This window comes from Chitinophaga jiangningensis, from assembly GCF_900142605.1.
GTDB lineage: Bacteria > Bacteroidota > Bacteroidia > Chitinophagales > Chitinophagaceae > Chitinophaga > Chitinophaga jiangningensis.
The window spans coordinates 98,664-115,616 of the sequence record NZ_FRBL01000012.1; the positions used below are offsets into that span (position 1 = coordinate 98,664).

Sequence of the window (16,953 nt, forward strand, 5' to 3'; positions counted from 1 at the left end):
CATGCCGTTGCAGAATTGAAAAGTAGACAATGGATTATTGCATCTTAGCCGATGCAGTAATTTGTAACGTTGGTTGCTCCGGAGGGAAACTTCGCGGGGGCAACCGCGTGTAGCGCGGGCACGTGGAGGTAATGAAGTTCAGTAAGCTACTCAAATCCGCTGGATTTGCAGCGTGGTTTTTGAGAGTTGTTTTAGGCATTTAATTGTAGGCAACTGTGAATGGCGCCAGCGATGTTTTGGCGTTTTATTACCTATTCAAAATCCACTGGATTTGCAGCGTGGTTTTTGAGAGTTGTTTTAGGCATTTAATTGTAGGCAGCCGTGAAGAGCATCAGCGATGTTTGGGCGTTTTATTATTTGCTCAAAATCCGCTGGATTTGCAGCGTGGTTTTTGAGAGCTGCTATAGGCATTTAATTGTATGCAACTGTGAATGGCACCAGCGGTGTTTGGGCGTTTTATCATTTGCTTAAAATCCGCAGGACTTACGGTAGTTATTGAAAAGCTGCCTTTTTGCAGTTAAACGCAGAAAACATTATTTCCCCTCCATTAGCGCTTTTCCCATATCCTTCACCAGCGACAATATCGCCATCAGCTGATCATGCACCTGCTTGGCTTCCAACATTTCATCCCGCAGCGGTGTAGCACCTGCACCTGCATTAATCTCTTCCTGGCGTAACCGTACCAGTTCGTCCAGCCGCTGATCCAGGTGTTCAAAGGTATTCAGGGCTGCCGGCAGCTGGGCCTGCGCTTTGGTGGCGGGGTCCAGCATCAGCATCAGCTGGTCCATATAATTCAGCAGGTAATCGGTTACCTGCTCGTATTCTTCTTTAGGGAACTGTACACCGTGGTGCAGACTATAAGACCCCAGTGCCGCAATGTGTGAAGTAAGGGTATGATTAAGTACCACGAAGTGATAAACCGTGGATGCGTTTTTCTGTTTGCTTTTAGGCTCCGTCAGCATACGCTGGAAAGCCGCCATCATGTTGGCACTCGCCACATAGGTATCTTTCCGGGCCAGTTTGAAATCGGTAACGGTTACATTCTCTTTCACATATACTCCCATCACCGTTTCAAAATATTGGCGGTTGGTAGCCAGCATTTTTTTCATGTAGTCCGGCAGGAAAGTATGTTCCCAGCTGGGCCATACCACCATGTTGGCAATAAATGCCAGCGTACCGCCAATGAAGGTATCCAGCACCCGCTGGGCCGCGTTGTACAGGTCAGAAGGGTGGAGGAAGTGCAGCAAAAAAATCACAAAAGGCGTTACGAAAAATACGCTGAGCGTATACCGGAAGCTCATAAAGCTATAAGCACCCAGGATACAAAGCAGCATCGCAAAGAAAATGATGGTGCCATTGCTGGTGAGGTACAGTAATCCGGCCGCAAACAGGGCGCCTAACACAGTGCCGATTACACGCTGTATACTGCGCGACCTGGTAAGCCCAAAGCCCGGCTTTAGGATTACTATGATGGTGAGCAGAATCCAGTACACACGGTCCAGTTCCAGCGCCATACCCAGGATATAGCCCGTAACAGTAGCCAGACTCACCCTGATCGCATGACGGAAAATATGCGACTTAAAGGTGAGGTTATCCTTAAAGGTTTCAAAATCGTATTTATTCCTTGTGGTGAATTTGGATAATTCCAGCTTGGGATCTATCGATTCATCTTTCAGGCGTTCCAGTCGCGTAAGGCGGTGGAGATTGTACACACGCTGTGCCATATCCTGCAGGTTAGAGAGGATATTGGTGAGCGGCATGGTACGGGTTCTTTCCTTAAGCGTAGGCAATTGAAGGGTGATTTCCGCAATTTGCTTTCTTACCTTTTCCATCCCCAGTTTCAGGTTAGCTTTAGGGAGACTCCGTTGTCCTGCTGCTACGGCGATACCGATATTCTTTAATTCCTCTACGAAATCCTGTATGAGGGTATGATATTTATCCAGTATTTCAGCATCCTTGAAATCACGGTGCAGCGCCTTGTAATCGGTTTGCGAAGCCATGATCTGCTCCTGCAGGTCCACCATATCCAGAAAGATGAGCACCATGCTCTTGTTGATACTGGTAGTACCCTGTTGGGCGGAGCGGCGCTTGAGCAATAACTCTCTTACGTTTTCCTGCTTTTCGTTTACCAGTACCTGTTGAGCTACCACCAAACGGTAGTTTTCATCCACATCCACACCGGGCGTGTAAAAATTAGCCCTGAGTTCCAGGTAGCGGGCCGTTTGGATGATACAATCACCCAATGCCTGTTGTACGTTCAGGTAAGGACGTATCTGCCAGAGGATCAGTGCCAGTAAGGCATACCAGATGCTGCCCAGCAATACCATGAAGGCATGCAGCATCACCACTGCCGGCGTTTGCAGGGATTCCCCCAGGATGGATACCAGTACCAGCAAACACCCGGTGCCAATGTTACCTCCCCGGTTGCCATACACCAGCAGCATGGCAAAAAAGAAGCAGCAGACGATGATCCAGCCGATCATCGCGAAATGATAAGGAATCAGTAAACCTGTTCCCAATGCGGTTAAAAAGATAAGAATGGTACTGATGATCAGCCCATTGCGTTTATGAACTATCGTGCCGGGTACGTCACTGAGGGCGGTACACAAAGCGCCCATCGACATCGCAATGCCGAGTTCCAGCTGGCCCAGGGCCATAAATACCAGGGAAGGTACCACCACGCTGATGGTAGTACGTAAACCGTTGCTAAAATGATAACTGTAAAGGAATGTCTTAACGTCGTTGATCCAATTGTCTGTACGCAAACTCTTTCGGGTTTTGGAGCCACAAAGGTAATTATTACCCCCTGTTAAAAGAATTCTGAGTATTAATTCTCACAGGAATTTAAATTTTAATTACGGTTTTTACTATATTTATAATCAGACCATTATAATTCCGGTGTTTTGTTCGGGAATATTAAATATTCACAGGTGTGTATAAAAAAATACCGGAAGATGCTGTGTTCTCACTTAATTTACTTTTCAATCGGGTAAAATTATATCTTTGACGCCTTAAAAATCTCGGAGTAAAGTCGTGCGCTTAAAAACACTAGAAATTAAAGGCTTTAAAAGTTTTGCAGACAAGACCGTTTTGCAGTTTGATGAGGGTATTACCGGTGTAATCGGGCCTAACGGCTGTGGCAAAAGCAACATTATCGACTCTATCCGCTGGGTGATCGGAGAGCATAAGATCAGTAACCTGCGTTCTGAAAACCAGGCAGGACTGGTGTTTAATGGTTCTAAAACCCGCTCCTCCAGTGGCATGGCCGAGGTTAGCCTCACGTTCGAGAATACCAAAAATGTGCTGCCTACCGAATTCACCACGGTAACGATTACCCGTAAATTCTACAAAAACGGCGATAGCGAATACCGCCTTAACGATGTGGCCTGCCGCCTCAAGGATATCCATAACCTGTTTATGGACACCGGGGTGAGCACCGACTCCTACGCCATCATCGAGCTGGGTATGGTGGACGACATCATCAAAGACAAAGAAAACAGCCGCCGACGCATGCTTGAACAGGCCGCCGGCATTTCCATCTACAAAACAAGAAAAAAAGAAGCAAAAGCCAAACTGGATGCCACCGAGGGGGACCTCAACCGCATCGAGGACCTGCTTTTTGAAATCAATAATAACCTTAAAACCCTTGAAAGCCAGGCCCGCAAAGCCGAACGCTTCTACGAGGTGAAAAAGGAATACCGCGAAGCCAGCATCGAACTCGCTAAAGCAGCACTCGAAGGCTTTAACATCACTTTCAAGGACCTGTCCGACAAACAAACGGAAGAAAGCGACCGTAAACTGGCCCTGGAAACAGAGATCAAAGCTGCAGAAGCCGCCGTGGAAGAGGATAAACTCCACTTTGTAGCCAAAGAAAGAGAGCTGCAGGTGCTGCAAAAATCCTTCAACGACCTGGTAGCCACCATCAGAACAAAAGAAAATGATAAAAACCTCGCTACCCAGCAACTGACCTACCTGCGGGAACGCGAAAAAAATATTACGGACTTCCTCAACAGTGCGGAAGGACAACTCACCGGACTCACCTCTTCCATCGATTTCTCCGAAAAACAGGTAGTAGAAGAATCCGAGATCTTCGAAACCATGACCGACGAACTGGAAACACTTCGGGAGATGGTGGAAGAAAAGAAAGATAAATTCCAGCAAAAGAAACAGGCGCTCGAAACCCTTCGCAACGACCAGCAACGCTGGCAACGCCAACAGTTCGAAGCCGAAAAGAAAGTAGCCGTAGCCGATACTTCCGTACAAAACCTGCAACGCAGCATGCAACAATTGCAGGAAGAGAAAACCGGCCGCCAGCAGCAAATTACACAGCTGGAAGCAGAAAAGGCTACCCTGCAGCAAACGCTGGAAACTGAAAAAAATGCCCTGGATGAAATGATCCGATTCCAGGATGAAACAAAAGAAAAAATCCTCGCTACCCAGTCAGATATCGAAGGACTCCGTGATCAGCTGGTAGATGAAAATCGTAAGCTCGATTCCAAAAAGAACGAGTACGACCTGCTCAAATCACTGGTAGACAGCCTGGAAGGCTATCCTGAAAGTATCAAGTTCCTCAAAAAGAACCCCGACTGGAACAACGCAGCCCCCATACTCTCCGATATCTTTTTCTGTAAAGAGGAATACCGCACCTGCGTAGAAAACCTCCTCGAACCTTACCTGAACTATTACGTCGTTAACAATACCGCTGAAGCCATACAGGCTATCCAGCTCCTCGACGCCAACAAAAAAGGAAAGGCTAACTTTTTCATACTGGATCAGTTCCGTCAGCAACCCGCCAGCATCGTTACCCCTCCGGGTACTATTCCGGCCCTGCAGGTGGTAGAGATCGAAGAAAAATACAAAGGCCTGGGTTATTTCCTGCTTGGGAAAGTATTCATCGGGGAAGATATCAGCCGACTGGAATTCAGCCAGCTGGCCAGCGACGATGTGGTGCTGATCGAAAAATCAGGCCGCATGCACCGCGGCAAATACAATATCTCCGGTGGCTCCGTAGGCCTTTTTGAAGGTAAAAAACTGGGCCGCGCCAAAAACCTGGAGAAGCTGGAAGCTGAGATCAAAGATCTCGAAGCCATCGTAGGTAAACTGCGTGTAGCCATCCAGGATAAACACAACGAAGTGCTGGGCTATAACAGCCAGCTCAACGAAAATAATATCAATGCCGGCCGCGATAAAATCAACCAGCTGAATAATCAGCTGTTTGGCCTGCAAAACAGGATCGAAAACTTTCACCACCTCATCGAAGCAGGAGACAAGCGCCTGGAAGAAATGCAGCAATCGCTGGATACCAACCAGCAAAGCATTTCCGGTGTAAGAGAGGAACTCGATAACCTGAACGACCGCGTAAATGAGTTGCAGGATACTATCATTGAGGCCGACAGGGCAGCACAGGAAGTAGAGCAACAATTCAATATGGCAAATGTGCAGTTCAATAACCAGAACCTGCAACATACCCGCCAGCAAAGTAAAATCCAGGCGCTGAAACAGGAACTGGAATTTAAACGCAAACAACTGGCCGACCTGCACACGCAGATCACCAATAATAAGGCACAGCTGGAAGACGCCGCCGCCAATATTGCCGCCGCCGTGGAAAAGCTCAGTCATGCCGACGATGGATTAGTAGAACTGTTCCGCCAGCGTGAAGAGGAAGAAAAAGCCCTCAACGAAAAAGACCAGGAATACTACAACTTCCGAAACCACCTGCAGGAACTGGAAACCACCCTCCGCAGCAAGCAGAAAGCCCGCGAGCAGTTGGATATTCAGCTCAATGCCATCAAAGACAAGGTAAACGAACTCAAATTGCAACTGGCTTCCATGAAGGAAAGGCTGAGCGTAGAGTTTAAAGTGAACCTGGATGAGATCATTGACGAACAGCGTAGCTCCGAGCTACCGGTAGAGGAGCTGCAAGCCAGCGCGGAAAGATTGAAAAAGCGCCTGGAAAATATGGGAGAAATCAACCCTACCGCCATAGAGGCTTTCCAGGAAATGAAAAAACGCTATGAATTTATTCTGGAGCAGAAAACGGATCTCGTAAATGCGAAAGACTCCCTGCTGGCTACCATCCAGGAGGTAGAATCCACTGCAAACCAGAAGTTTCTGGATACATTCAACACCGTTAAAGAAAACTTTATCCGCGTATTTAAAGCGTTGTTTACCGAGGAAGATCAGTGTGACATGATCCTTAGCGACCCGGAAAACCTGGCTGATACCGGTATTGAGATCATCGCCAAACCTAAAGGTAAACGCCCGGCAGCTATTACGCAGCTCTCCGGAGGTGAAAAAACACTGACCGCTACGGCGCTCCTGTTTGCCATCTACCTGATCAAGCCGGCACCATTCTGTATCCTGGATGAGGTGGATGCCCCGCTGGATGATGCCAACGTAGGTAAGTTCACCAACATGATCCGCAAGTTTTCGGATAACTCCCAGTTCATCATCGTTACCCACAACAAACAGACCATGGCGGCTGTAGATGTGATATACGGCGTAACCATGCAGGAGCCCGGCGTGAGCAAGCTCGTGCCGGTAGATTTCAGAAGTTTGAACTGATGACTGGAAATGATTGTTATTACATATTGACTGCTAAATATTTTCTGAAAAAATAAAAAAACACTACACACTATGGGCGCATGGGGCACCAGAAACTTTGAAAACGAAGGATCTCAAGACTGGGTTTTTGATTTGATCGACAACAAAGATGGTGGAATGGTATCTGATACGTTGGCACGTATCATCAATAATCATGAGAAACTGGAAGTTTCCGATTGCGAAGAAGGACTCGCTGCTGCTGAAACAGTGGCTGCACTGGTAGGCCGTGCCAGTGAAGATTACCCGGAAGATCCGCTGGACAGGCTGGATATCCTGAACCTGATCGGTACGAAAGCACTGAGAAATCAGGCGATCAATGCAGTTAAAAAGATAATTGCTGACTCTGGAATGCGCAGCGCATGGGAAGAAGCAGGTCAGCTGGAACAATGGGAAGCCGTACAGGCTGGTCTGATCAAAAGACTGGAAATATAGCCTTCCTCCTCACCACCGACATCTTACGGGCACCTGTTGCCTGTTATTAAACTATAAAAAGAAACGCCCGCCTGGCATATGCCGGACGGGCGTTTCTTTTTATATCTTTTAGTATTATCCCAGTAAAATACCTGCGATGGTGGCAGACAGATAAGAGGCAAGTGTACCGCACAGCAGGGCTTTCAGTCCCAGTTTGGCCAGGTCACTTCTTCTGTCGGGAGCCAATTCACCAATACCACCGATCTGCATGCCCACGCTGGAGAAGTTCGCAAACCCGGCAATGGCAATGGTTACAATTGCTACTGCTTTGGGAGATACTACGTCTATCTTATGGGTAGTGAGACTCTTAAAGGCAACGAATTCGTTGATGGTCAGCTTCTGACCGAGCAGGGTAGCTACCTTGCTCACATCGTCAGCAGGTACGCCCATGGCCCAGGCCATCGGGGTGAATATTTTACCGAAGATCCAGTCGAGGCTGAGATCGAAGTGAGGATTAAATATATGACCGATATGAATGAGGCACCAGTCGAGCAGGGCAATCAATGCAATGAACCCGATCAGCATGGCTATTACGTTCATCGCAATCTTAAATCCATCACCGGCGCCATGTGAAATAGCATCAATCACATTGGTATAGTTGCTCTTTACTTCCATTTTCACGCGGCCCATGGTCACGCTTTCCTCTGTTTCCGGGAATACGATTTTGGAGATTACCAGTGCGCCCGGTGCGGCCATAAGGCTGGCTGTGATGAGGAATGGTGCAATGTCCATACCTGCCTGGAAGCCCATGTTGGCATATACCACGAGGATACCGCCGGCGATACAGGCAAGGCTACCGCTCATGGAGGCGAGTAATTCACTTTTAGTCATGGAAGAGAGGTAAGGACGTATCATTACCTGGGCTTCTACCTGGCCTACGAAAGCGCTGGCCACGTTGCTGAGCGCTTCGGCGCCGCTCACCCGCATGATGATGTTCATAGCGCGGGCAATCACCGCTACGATGCGCTGCATAATGCCAAAGTGATATAAAACAGCTACTAGTACACAAACGAGGATGATAGTGGCGGTAACGTTAAAGGCAAATACAAATCCGCCGCTGGCATAGTCGGCAATGGTGCCGGTGGGCGGTTGGGATACACCGATACCTCCATACACGAAGGCCGCTCCCTGCCGGGCAAAAGCTTCCAGCTTACCCATCGCATGGCCTACCTGTTGAAAAAACCAGGTAACCGGCGGAACTTTAAACACAAGAATACCAATCAACACCTGCAATGCAATACCACTAAATACCAGTCTGTAATTGATCTTGCTCCTGTTGTTCGAAAATAAAAAGGCTATACCCAGAATAAGTACAATGCCTATCAAGCCGTGAAAGCGTCCCATAGATGCAAATAAATCGTAAAATGTATGCAAATTAGCGACGAAGATAGGTTTTTTTCTTTAGTCGCCACTACCTCCAGTTAATTCTCTTAACCCCCAACCACTGATGTAAAGTTGGCCTGAAAAAGTTTTAAAAAAATGTATTTTTAACTCTTGCAATAGATCATAAGATGGGCCGTTACCAATACCTTATTTTTTCCGCGTTAATACTGGCTTTTGTTGCCTGTAACCAACATAAAACTACCAATGCTGCCAACGATTCAGACAAGGATTCAGCCGGTGTGCTGGAAGGCAGGGAAGCTATCAGACATATGGAGCTGGAAGACGGGCTGGAAGTGCAGCTGGTGGCACAGGAGCCGATGGTGGTAGCACCGGTGGCCATGACATTCGATTTCAGCGGCAGAATGTGGGTGGTAGAAATGACTGGTTTTATGCCGGATACCAGTGGTACGGGAGAAGATATAGCCAACGGTAAGATCGTTGTACTCGAAGATAAAAATGGAGATGGGGAAGCGGACGAACGCCACGTGTTTCTCGACTCGCTGGTATTACCCCGGGCCATCTGCCTGGTAGATTCCGGCATACTGGTAGCAACGCCACCGCAGCTCTGGTATTATGAGATCCAGGGCAATAAAGCGGGCAAACGCACGCTCGTGGATGATCACTATGCCGATGGCGGCAACGTGGAGCACCAGCCAAACGGCCTGCTCCGCAGCATGGACAACTGGATCTACAACGCAAAATCGGATAGCCGTTACCGTAAGGTGCATGGCAAATGGATAAAGGAGCGTACGCAATTCAGGGGGCAGTGGGGTATTTCCCAGGATGATGAAGGCCGCCTGTTCTACAATAATAACTCTCAAAACCTGCTGGGGGATTACTTCCTGCCCGGACTTCCCGGTAAGAACACTCACCAGCGCGAAGCGGCCGGCTTCGATGAAAAGGTGGTAAGCGATAACAACGTATATCCTGCCCGTAAGAACCTGGGTGTAAACAGGGGCTATGTTAAAGGCGTGCTGAATGAAGAAGGTAAACTGATTTCTTTTACCGCGGCCTGCGGACCACATATTTACCGGGGAGAGCTGCTGCCGCGAAAATACTATGGAGGTGCTTTTGTAGCAGAGCCCGCGGCGAATCTTGTTAAATGGAACATCCTGCGGGATAGCGGTGACGTAGTAACCGGTGAGCAGGCATATAAAGGCAAAGAGTTCCTGGCCAGTGCAGATGAACGTTTCAGACCCACCAATCTTATTACAGGTACAGACGGGGCATTGTATATTACCGATATGTACCGGGGTATTATTCAGCATAAAACTTATCTGACACCCTACCTCAAACAACAGATTGCAGCCCGCAAGCTCACCCTGCCGCTTAACTGCGGCCGTATCTACCGCATTGTACCCAAAGGCAGCCATCCTGCATTGCTGAATACTGCCACCAGTACTTCCGCCATGCTCACACTACTTCATCATAAGAATGGTATTATAAGGGATATGGCACAGCAACAACTGGTGGACCAGGGCGTGAAGGCGGCGGTACCGTTATTGCGCCTGAGTTTACACGATACTACGCAGCCACTTACCCAGCGGCATGCCCTCTGGACGCTGGAAGGCCTGGAAGCGCTCACCCTGGATGACGTGCGTTATCTGTTGGATAGTGGTACTGTAAAACTGAAAATACAGGCCATGGCAGCCTTGCCATCTCTCTACAATAAAAACAATAGTAAAACAGTAACTGGTATCATAGACAGTTTGTTGCACCAGCCGGCTACCGCGCGCCATGCCGCCTGGCTGTTGCCGGCAGTGGGCAAGTGGGACAAAGGAGCAGTGGCAATGATGGAACAATATATCCTGACGCATTATGCGGCCGACCGCTACATTTCCGCTGCATTGGTAAACAATGCGCAGGGCCGCGAGCGCGCGTTGCTGGAGCAGCTGCAGGCGATGCATAAAGACACTACCATCTCCCTGTATAAAGTTTTACAGGAAACCATGGAGGACATGCAAAGTGCGGAGGAGAAGCAAAAAATGGCGGCGCTGGAATTATCTTATCCGCGGGGTTATGAAATATTTAACAATATCTGTCAAACCTGCCATGGTAAAAATGGAAATGGTATCGCTTCTATGGCGCCGCCTCTTAATGAAAGCAATTGGGTAAACGGTGATAAGAAGAAGCTGGCTGCTATTGTGTTATATGGCCTTACAGGGCCTGTAGCCGTGCATGGTAAGGTGTATCAGTCGCCCGAAATCAGTGGTGATATGCCTGGCATAGGTTCCAGCGATGAATACAGTGACGCCGACATTGCGCAGGTATTGTCCTATTTAAGGGCGGCCTGGAAAAATAAGGCTGGTCAGGTTACCGAATCAGATATCAAAGCAGTGAGAAAGCAATATAATGGTCGCCAAAAGCCATTCACCGCTTCCGAATTACAATAGAAAAAATGCGTAAAATATTCAATGTTGCAGGAGCAGCATTGAATATTTACAAAAGAAAAAGCAACAATATTTAATGTCTTGAAATCATAGCTGAAGTGCATTTCCGTGAAGGAAATTAACCCTATCTTTGCCCTGTAATGACAAAGGCAACACATATACAAACGCAGAGAAACCTATGTACAACAGCTTGCTGTACTTGCGGATTTACGTTGCCATTTTTATCCTGCCCCAAAGACTTCAACATTTTAACCCGGACAACTTAATGGAAAGAGACTAGTTGTTCGGGAGGATCGCTACCTGGCACAACGCAGGCGGCAAACATCCAAAGCAATTACCAAACAATCTTATAAAAACAGTTTTATGAATCATCGGATTGCACGATGGGCGGTTTACTTTTTATGCCTCGTATTGGACATTACCGTAGCAGTGGGGATTTATCGCGGGTATCTTAGCGGTTGGATCTTATTACCTGTGGCCGTGGGTTTGACCATTCTCACCCTGTACGACCGTTTCCAGAGAACGCATGCTTTACTGCGTAACTACCCTGCCTTGGGCAGGCTGCGTTACCTGTTGGAGAACATTCGTCCGGAGATGCGCCAGTACTTTTTTGAATCAGATACTGACGGACGTCCGTTTAGCCGTCGTCAGCGTTCTGTAGTGTATCAGCGTGCCAAAGATGTAAAGCAGACCGTTGCCTTTGGTGCACTGGCAGATATGTACGAGCCTGGCTATGAGTGGGCTTCTCATACTGCGTTTCCTGTTAAAGTAAAGCCAGAAGCACTGCGTGTTACCATTGGTAACGAGCAATGTTCCCAGCCATATGATGCCTCTTTGTTAAATATCAGTGCCATGAGTTATGGTGCACTGAGTAAGACTGCGGTGCTGTCGCTCAACGGTGGCGCGCAAATCGGTGAATTTGCACACAACACCGGTGAGGGAGGTATCAGTCCTTATCACCTGGAAAACGGGGGTGCATTGATCTGGCAGATTGGTACCGGTTATTTCGGTTGTCGCGATGAAGCGGGTAATTTCTCTCCTGCTGTTTTTGAAGCGGCAGCTGCGGCGCCTTCGGTGAAAATGATCGAATTGAAATTGAGTCAGGGTGCCAAACCTGGTAAAGGAGGGGTATTGCCTGCGGCAAAAAATACACCTGAAATTGCTGCTATCCGTAAGGTAAAGCCAGGGGTGAGCGTATTATCACCTGCAGCGCATACCGCGTTTAGCAATGAATATGAAATGCTGGCGTTCCTGCAGCAAATGCGTAAACTGAGCGGTGGTAAGCCGGTAGGTTTCAAGCTGTGTGTGGGCCGTGCTGACGAGTTTGAGCGTATTTGTACCGCTATGGTGAACACCGGTATTTATCCGGATTTCATTACGGTGGATGGTGCAGAAGGTGGTACCGGTGCGGCGCCGCTGGAATTCACCGACTCCATTGGTATGCCATTGTATGATGCGCTGGCGATGGTGGTGAATATGCTGAAGCATTACAACCTGAAAAAACATATCCGCATATTGGCCAGTGGTAAAATCATCACCGGTTTTGATATTATGAAAGTGCTGGCACTGGGAGCAGATGCTGCTTATAGTGCGCGTGGCATGATGCTTGCGCTGGGCTGCATCCAGGCGTTACAGTGCGACAGTGGCAGCTGCCCGGTAGGTGTGGCTACACAGGATCCAACGTTGTACCGTGGGGTAAATGTGGCGGATAAACGTATACGTGTGGCGAACTACCATCGTAACACTATTTATGCGCTGGCAGAGCTGATGGGTGCCTGCGGCTTTACTTCCGCAGAAAAGGTGCAGCCGGAAGCGTTATTCCGCCGTGTAACGAGAACGGATATACGCTCTTATGCAGAGATTTATGGTCCTCGTTTGAGCAAAGCGGGTGCGCCTTTGTATCCGGAGCAGATTGCTCATAATTAATTCAGCTATAGTGTTAGCAGTCAAATATGTATCAAAAGAGCAAAAAAGCTCCGCTTTCCAGCGGGGCTTTTTTTATTTCACTTGGTGGGGAAGTTTTTGGTTCGCTTGGGGAGAGACCTTCGGTCTCTCCCCAAGCGTTTGGGGAAAAAAATACTCCGCTGGAAAGCGGAGTATTCGTTCGTAAGTCAGAATATGTATCAAAAGTGCCGATGGCAATCGGCGAAAAAGCATAAAAAAATCCGCTACTGTGATAGTAGCGGATAAGTATGGTTATTTTTTGTAAGCGATTTTATCACCGTATCCAATGTGGTATTTATCGCAGAAGCCACCATTTACTTCCAGCACGTACTGCGCTTTTTTGAAGGAAGGCAGGCTTTGTTCTGATAAAGGTGTTGCATATTTCTGGATGGATACGATCTCCATTTTATCATCGATATAAATAATATCCAGGGAGATGTAAGTGTTTTTCATCCAGAAGGATCGCTCTTCCATATCAGGGAACACGAAGAGCATACCCTGGTCATCTGTCATCGACTTTCTGTACATCAGCCCATCTTCGCGTTGCGGATCTGTTTCTGCGAGCTGGATGTCAATTTTGCGGAGGGTATCAGCACCGGTTTTTGAAACGAAGGCCAGGGCGGCGTCTTTTCTGAAGGCGATGCCGTTGGCTGTTTCTACCTGTTGCTCTGCAACAGGGGCAGTGGAGGTATCTGCAGCGGATTGATTGCTGGATGCGGACTGGTTGCAGCCTGCGGTGGACAAACCAGCTATCAGCAAAAGTTTCAGATATAGATGCATAGATAAGGTTTATTTCAGCAGCAGTTCTTCATCAGAGAATACTACTTCTGTATAGTCTTTAATTTCATTGTAAACAGTATCTCTTTCTACCGGGCGGCGACCAGCCTGACGAATCAGCATGGCCAGCTGTGCGGTGTTCATGGAAGGATTCTGTTCTTCTGCACCTGCCATGGAGTAAATTTTGGTGGTATCGTCGATGGTACCATCCAGGTCGTTTACACCGAAGCTGAGGGTGAGTTGTGCGGTATTTCTTCCCAGCATTGGCCAGTAGGCTTTCAGGTGAGGGAAGTTATCCATATACAGGCGTGCGATAGCGTACAGGCGGAGATCTTCTACTACAGAAGTTTCCGGAATATCTGACATATCGTTGCCTTTGTTGCGGAATTTCAGCGGAATAAAGGTATTAAAGCCACCGGTTTCGTCCTGCAGGGAACGGAGGCGCTCCATGTGATCGATGCGGTGTTCGAAGTTTTCTACGTGGCCGTACAGCATGGTAGCGTTGGTGTGCATACCTTGTTTGTGCGCTGCTTTGTGGATGGCTAACCAGCCGTCTGCATCAACTTTATCATGACAGATTTTAGCACGTACATCCGGGTGGAAGATTTCTGCACCGCCGCCTGGCATGGATTGCAGACCTGCTTCGTTGAGGATGCGCATACCTTCTTCTATGGTCACTTTGGCTTTGCGGAACATATAATCCAGCTCAACTGCAGTGAAACCTTTGATGTGCAGATCCGGACGATGGGCCCTGATTTTCTGAATCAGTTCCACAAAGAATTCCAGCTGCATTTTAGGGTGTACACCACCCACGATATGTACTTCGGTAACGGGTTGGTTATCGTAGCCTTTTACGATGTCGAGCATCTGGTCGATGCTGAGTTCCCATCCGTCTTCCCGGTTTTTATAGAGGCGGGAGTAGGAACAGAAATGGCAGGTGAAGATGCAGACGTTCGTGGGTTCGATATGAAAGTTACGATTGAAATAGGTTTTATCGCCGTGCATGCGCTCACGTACGAGGTTGGCTAATGCACCCAAATATCCGATATCGCCTTTTTCAAATAAGGTCAGTCCATCTTGTGGCGTCAGTCTTTCCTGTCTTAATACTTTCTCGCCTATTGCTTTCAGCGACTGGTCCAGTCCGGGTTGCTGCAGTAATACTTCTACAGCGGGATAATCTTGTCTCATCGTTATCTTACTTTCATTAATTTAATGGTGTTGGCCCTGTTCCTGTAAATTAATTTTACAAAATAAACACCATTTGGCTCATTTACCAAATTAAAGGTCATACGGTTGGCGCGGTTGATGCCGGTAGGGGGCTGACTGGTGATCAGCTGGCCTGCGGCATTATAGATCGCCACCCGTTCAAGATCCTCCGGAACCTGGTAGAATGTCACCCATACGATCCCTGTACTCGGGTTGGGATTCACCAATACGCCCTGCTTTCTCAGGTCTTCATTGACGTCTTTCGTAACAATTTTTATATTATCAATATAAATGTTATTCTCTGAATTTGAGATATTTCTGAAGGCTACCTGAAATTTTCCTTTATGCACCGCAGCGGTCAGATCCACAGAATCCCGGCGCCATTCGGACGCAGTAGGAACGAACTCTGTCTGAATAGCAGTTTTATGTGTAATGAGATTCGGGCCCCACTTCTGGTATACCATTTCGGTACTGTTCATACAATCACTGCTCACATGGATTTGCAAAGTATCCCAGATATTGCCGGCGGTAGACGGATCGGTGTATACCGCTGCAGCCACGTCAAAAAAGAGGAATACGGAGTCGTGCCCCTGTGGGTCCAGTACGGGCGACAATAAATCATCCTGTTGGAAATTGGTATTGTATCCCAGGTTGCGAATCAGTGCCGATGCTTTGCTGGCGCTGCCTACGTCGCGGATACGCTCCCAGGTGAAGCTCCTGTCCGGGTTTCGTATAGCCCAGCCGGGAGGAGGGAAGCTGTCGTTTTCAAAACCTTCGGTGAGGGGGAGTATGACTTCTGCATCGTAATTAAACCTGCCGGTGGTGGTGTCATTGGCCGGGTCGCCGTCTGGCTGTCCGTTAGGCAGCTGCGTATAGGCTTTAAGGTTATAGTTGCCAATGGTGATATTGGCAGATGGAAGTGTTACGGTGGTAGTGGTCAGCGGCGCCAGGTTACCTGTCCAGCTATAAGTATGCAAACTACCTCCATTGAGCTGATAGTTGATATTAACGCTGGTAAGAGGGGCTGTGCCTTTGTTTCTGAGCGTTACCACCGGTGCTATGCCGGTGTTACAGAGCTTGCCTGCGGGCGACAACACCTGCAGCAGCGAGGCATTATTCGGATATACCACCGGTGGGGTGCACCCATCTGAAGTTATGAGTGTACTGATAATATTTTCCAGCACAAACCGCATACGGGTCACTTGTCCGGCTGTAAACAGCTGCATGCAGGCATCGTCCGAATAATCCATGTAGTTCATGAACATGATACCTGGAGCGGCAGGCGTACAGCGGTCAGTTTTGGGGAAGGTGAAGCAACCGAAGCTGCTGGTGCCCTGTAGCGGCGTATCGGCGATCCCGTCATCGTCGGAGCAGTCGCCGTTATCATCTCCCCAGATATGTTTAAGCCCAAAGTAGTGGCCCACTTCATGGGTCACCGTGCGGCCTTTGTTATAGGTTGGGCTGATATTACCGATGGTACCGAAGGCGTTGTAAGCTATCACCACACCTTCCTGTTCCGGCTGAAAGCCGCTGCCAACTGGGGCGGCCACGCCGAGGTAGCCGCTGGCGAGTTTCGTCACCCAGATGTTGAGGTATTTACGTGTATCCCAGGCGTTGGAGCCGCCGGTATCGTCATATTTTACATCCGGAGCGCCGTTGGTAATATCGAATGTTCTGTTGCTGGTTACCCGCACAATGCCGTTGGTAGGCTCCCCGTCAGGTGTACGTTGTGCCAGGCAGAAATTAATATTCATATTCCCTATGATGGACTGCCATACGGCAGGAACACGGGAAATATCGGTATTGGTAGCAGTATAATCGAGGTTGAGGGCTGCTATTTGCGATTGCACCTGTGCGTCAGTAACGCTTGCGGGGTTATCGAGTACGATGTGAATGACCACTGGTATGGTAACAGCCTGTGGAACGGCTTCTGTTTTAAGCTGCTGCTGAACCTGACCACGCAGCAGTTTTGTTTGCCAGGTCTGGATACGGGCAGCCATAACAGGGCTTTCGGCTGCCATTTGCTGCAGCACTTCGCTGGTTCCACATTTTCGCTGCGCCTGCAGCGTCGATACGGTTAGAAAGGTAAGGAGGATAAAAAAAAGTTTGCGCAACGGCTCGGGTATTTGGTTGTGAAATTGTCGACGTAAGATAACGTTTCTTTGTTATACTTATTTTG

At 48.4% G+C, this 16,953-nt stretch carries 10 protein-coding genes; 5 read left to right on the forward strand and 5 right to left on the reverse strand.

The genetic code is table 11. The annotated features are described in order from the left end of the window. Positions 1–533: 533 nt before the first annotated feature. Positions 534–2,765: an FUSC family protein gene (locus BUB18_RS26690; protein ID WP_073087057.1), complete on the reverse strand. Its 2,232-nt coding sequence runs from the start codon at positions 2,763–2,765 to the stop codon at positions 534–536. 268 nt (positions 2,766–3,033) lie between these two features. Here BUB18_RS26690 and smc point away from each other — a divergent pair, with 268 nt between their 5' ends. Next, a complete protein-coding gene (smc, locus tag BUB18_RS26695) occupies positions 3,034–6,564 on the forward strand; it encodes a chromosome segregation protein SMC (protein ID WP_073087059.1) in 3,531 nt (1,176 codons plus the stop codon). A gap of 72 nt (positions 6,565–6,636) precedes the next feature. Next, positions 6,637–7,035, forward strand: coding sequence for a DUF4259 domain-containing protein (locus BUB18_RS26700; protein WP_073087061.1), 399 nt, complete (start codon positions 6,637–6,639; stop codon positions 7,033–7,035). Positions 7,036–7,149: 114 nt separating this feature from the next. On the opposite strand, the gene BUB18_RS26705 is transcribed toward BUB18_RS26700, so the two are convergent. After that, a complete protein-coding gene (locus BUB18_RS26705) occupies positions 7,150–8,418 on the reverse strand; it encodes a NupC/NupG family nucleoside CNT transporter (RefSeq protein ID WP_073087063.1) in 1,269 nt (422 codons plus the stop codon). Between the two features lie 167 nt (positions 8,419–8,585). Between BUB18_RS26705 and BUB18_RS26710 the strand changes: the two genes are divergently transcribed. From BUB18_RS26710 to BUB18_RS26720, 3 genes are all read left to right on the forward strand, one after another. Then, a complete protein-coding gene (locus BUB18_RS26710; protein ID WP_073087065.1) occupies positions 8,586–10,850 on the forward strand; it encodes a DUF7133 domain-containing protein in 2,265 nt (754 codons plus the stop codon). A gap of 360 nt (positions 10,851–11,210) precedes the next feature. After that, positions 11,211–12,773: an FMN-binding glutamate synthase family protein gene (locus BUB18_RS26715; protein WP_073087067.1), complete on the forward strand. Its 1,563-nt coding sequence runs from the start codon at positions 11,211–11,213 to the stop codon at positions 12,771–12,773. Between the two features lie 26 nt (positions 12,774–12,799). Beyond that, a complete protein-coding gene (locus BUB18_RS26720; RefSeq protein ID WP_073087069.1) occupies positions 12,800–13,006 on the forward strand; it encodes a hypothetical protein in 207 nt (68 codons plus the stop codon). A 37-nt stretch (positions 13,007–13,043) separates the two neighbouring features. Here BUB18_RS26720 and BUB18_RS26725 read toward each other — a convergent pair whose 3' ends face one another. Genes BUB18_RS26725 through BUB18_RS26735 form a run of 3 tightly spaced genes read right to left on the reverse strand, consistent with a single transcriptional unit; the run spans position 13,044 to position 16,888 of the window. Then, positions 13,044–13,571: a DUF192 domain-containing protein gene (locus tag BUB18_RS26725; RefSeq protein ID WP_073087071.1), complete on the reverse strand. Its 528-nt coding sequence runs from the start codon at positions 13,569–13,571 to the stop codon at positions 13,044–13,046. A 9-nt stretch (positions 13,572–13,580) separates the two neighbouring features. Beyond that, positions 13,581–14,756 (reverse strand): aminofutalosine synthase MqnE, encoded by a 1,176-nt coding sequence (mqnE, locus tag BUB18_RS26730; protein ID WP_073087073.1) that lies wholly within the window; start codon positions 14,754–14,756, stop codon positions 13,581–13,583. Between the two features lie 2 nt (positions 14,757–14,758). Beyond that, positions 14,759–16,888 (reverse strand): M43 family zinc metalloprotease, encoded by a 2,130-nt coding sequence (locus tag BUB18_RS26735; RefSeq protein WP_083550853.1) that lies wholly within the window; start codon positions 16,886–16,888, stop codon positions 14,759–14,761. Between the last annotated feature and the right edge of the window lie 65 nt (positions 16,889–16,953).